Below are 2,991 nucleotides of genomic sequence, written 5' to 3'. Positions count from 1 at the left end.
GACTGTCGGAACTGTGGGCGTGGTCGGGCCTGGCGTCCGGCCGTCCTCGCGCGCGTCCCGGACCGACCGCGGTCTTTACGTATACGGCATCATTCCAGCGGCGAGCGACACCGCCGGAATCGATGGGCTGGGCGCCGACACCGAGGTGGACGCGATCGCCTGCGGGCCGTTGTCACTCGCCGTCTCGGAGGTCGAGTCGAGTCTGCTGCATGACCTCGAGGAGGACGTTGCCGACACCGGTCGCCTCGCCGCGCTGGCCCGCCGGCACGATCAGGTGCTGTGGGAGCTGCTGGAACGCGGCGGTGTGCTGCCGCTGCGGTTCGGCACGGTGCTCGCCGACCCGGAGCAGGGCCGGGCCATCCTCGACGACCAGGTACGGGACCTGCTCCAGATGCTGGACGCCGTCCGGGATGCCCATGAGTGGGGATTCCGGGTGGATTCGCCTGTCCACCACCCGGCGGAGATCGCACCAACGGTGGGTGTGGGTGGGCGGACCGGCTCGGCGACCGGCTCAGCAACGGCCTATCTTGCCGAGCGGCGCCGGGAGCTGCAGGCGGAGCGGGACCGGCGTGACGAGGTCGCGGCGATGGTCGATCGGGCGGATCGGGAGCTGGCCGCGCACGCGCGGGATGACGCCCGTCGGCACACCGGTCGGCCGGGGCGGATGTTCGACTGCGCGTACCTCGTGCCGCGTTCGGAGGAGGATGCGTTCCTCACCACGGCGACCGCGCTGACGCGGGAGCTGGACGCGGCGGGGTGCTCCGCCGAGGCGACGGGTCCCTGGCCACCCTACTCGTTTGTCCATATCACGCTGGGTGGTGACCAGCGTCTGGGCGGCACCTTCGACGGTCACGAGGACTCGCCCGGCGGTGGAGCGCCGGTGGTTGACCGGGTGCGCACAACTGACCGGGTGCGCACCGCCGATCTGGTTCCGGACGCCGATCGGGTCCCGGGTCCTGCCGGAGGACGGCCGGATGCTGTCGGAGGACGGCATGGTGGCGGCGATGACTGAGCTCGCCGAGGTGCTGCCGGGCAGTCCGTTCGTCGGGGTCACGCCGCCCACGGATCTCGACGCGCGGATCAGGCTGGGTCAGCAGGTGGCCGACCTGGTCATCGCACGCCGGCAGCGTCAGGCCGACGCGATCCTCGACCTGCTGCGTCCGCTGGCGCTGTCCGACTGGCCACGGCGCCCGCACGGCGGCGCGGAGGCCCCGGTGCTCAGCTGGGCGTTTCTGCTGCGCAACGACGCCGTGGACGCGTTCGACGCCGCCGTCGCCGATCTCCGTCGAGCCTGTCCGTACTTCACGATCGAACACGTTGGCCCACTTCCCGCCATTGACTTCGCCGAGGACCCCACGGGTCCGCCCGGAGCCGGTGACACGGCGGACGCCGACGCCTTCGGGGGACCGGCAGATGGGGTTGGAGCTCGGAGTCCGACATCTGGGGAGAGAATGATCAATGAAGGGCTCCACCAGGGGTGCCGTCACTTTTCATCCGCTCGCTGACGACCTCACCCGGATCCATGCTGATCATGGAATGCCATCCCAGCGGGTAGTGTCGGCATCATGGTCGCGGGACGCCTGGTCGGGATCTATACCACGCCGATCCGGGGTACCCGGATGCGGGCCCGTGAGGCCGTTCGAATGATCGAGGGTCACGGCCTCGAAGGCGACCGCTACGCCACCGGCAGCGGGACCTACTCCGCGCGCGGTGGCGCCGGTCGTGCCGTCACGCTGATCGAGCGTGAGGTCATCGCCGCCGTGGCCGCGGACGCCGGGGTGGCTCTGGCCGAGTGGGAGACCAGGCGAAACCTGGTGACGGAGGGCGTCGCGCTGCTCGACCTCGTCGGGCGGACCTTCCGCATCGACGACGTTGTCCTGCTCGGTGTCCGGCCCTGCCCACCGTGCTCCTACCTCGAACAGCTCACCCGCCCCGGGGTCTGGAGCGCGCTACGCGACCGGGGCGGCCTGCGCGCCGACGTCGTGCGTGGCGGCACCGTCCCGATCGGCGCGACGATCATCATCCCGTACCGGGAGGCCGAGCCCGTCAACGCGGTCGCGCCGGATCACGCGGTCGCATCGGGTGCGCCCGCCCCGACCGGTGAGGGATAGTGCCACGCATCCGGGTCAGTACCGCCAGACGGGATCCCGGTGTAACCGGGCTGGTTCTTCAGCAGCCCGACGCGGGCGGCCACGCCGAGACTGTAGACTAGTGCCCGGACGCGGGCATCGATCTCGTCGCGGATCGACCGGATCTCCTCGAGCGTGCACTCCGCCGGATCATCCAGTTTCCAGGTGAGGTAGCGCGTGTCGGGGTAGCTGGGAACGGCGTCGCCGCATCCCATGTTGGGGACGACGATGGAGTCGCGGACCATCTCGTTGGTCAGTCGCTTCGGGGACTCCCGGGACAGGTCGATGCCTACCTCGGCCATGACGGTGACGACTCCCGGGTGGATGGCCGGGGCCGGGGCGGTGCCGGCGGATCGGGCGCGGAACAGACCACGACCATGTCGGTCGAGCAGGACGGCGCCTATCTGAGAACGGCCCGCGTTGTGAACGCAGACGAACAGCACTTCGGGCGGACGAGCCACGAACGCTCCTGGTCGGCCGTGCTGGAACGGTGGGATAACGGGTTGCCGGGGTTGCGGCGGAATGTATTTTCTTCGGATCTGGATGCCGGGTCGCGATGTCAGGCGCTTGTTTGAATGTTGATGTTTTTGCGGGCTTCCGTTGCAACGGATGTTGGGTATGTCTCGATGGGGCATCGTCGAACACGGTTTCGCCGGGTGTGGCATCGCGGACCGTGATTTCATGGACCGAATATTCGCCGGCTATTGAGTCTTGCCGGCGCGACCATTGCCGACCGTAAACGCCGCCGGTCATTGTCAACAACATTTTGATAACACTGATGTAATCGTTCGCGTCAGCCGTGGGTTGCCAGTGACATACTCCCACGGGTGCCACCGGGTGCTCCCCACGGGGGTGACGAAGT

General features: G+C 68.8%; 4 protein-coding genes. 3 read left to right on the top strand and 1 reads right to left on the bottom strand.

All coding sequences use genetic code 11. The features are described from left to right. From AC08ON_RS13455 to AC08ON_RS13445, 3 genes are all read left to right on the top strand, one after another. The coding region (locus AC08ON_RS13455) for a GvpL/GvpF family gas vesicle protein (protein WP_476617091.1) at positions 1-1,012 on the top strand (1,012 nt) is incomplete at its 5' end. Beyond that, positions 975-1,505 carry a GvpL/GvpF family gas vesicle protein gene (locus AC08ON_RS13450; protein WP_476607735.1) on the top strand — a complete coding sequence of 177 codons (531 nt, stop codon included), beginning with the start codon at positions 975-977 and terminating at the stop codon, positions 1,503-1,505. The genes AC08ON_RS13455 and AC08ON_RS13450, both read left to right, overlap by 38 nt. A gap of 60 nt (positions 1,506-1,565) precedes the next feature. Further along, positions 1,566-2,111 (top strand): MOSC domain-containing protein, encoded by a 546-nt coding sequence (locus AC08ON_RS13445; protein WP_476607734.1) that lies wholly within the window; start codon positions 1,566-1,568, stop codon positions 2,109-2,111. Here AC08ON_RS13445 and AC08ON_RS13440 read toward each other — a convergent pair. After that, positions 2,066-2,590, bottom strand: coding sequence for an arsenate reductase/protein-tyrosine-phosphatase family protein (locus tag AC08ON_RS13440; protein WP_476607733.1), 525 nt, complete (start codon positions 2,588-2,590; stop codon positions 2,066-2,068). The genes AC08ON_RS13445 and AC08ON_RS13440 overlap by 46 nt on opposite strands. Positions 2,591-2,991: the final 401 nt, after the last annotated feature.

It is taken from the genome of Frankia sp. CoWAU3 (assembly GCF_977971855.1).
Note: the sequence above shows the minus strand (reverse complement) of the source record. Positions and strands in the feature narration are given on the sequence as shown.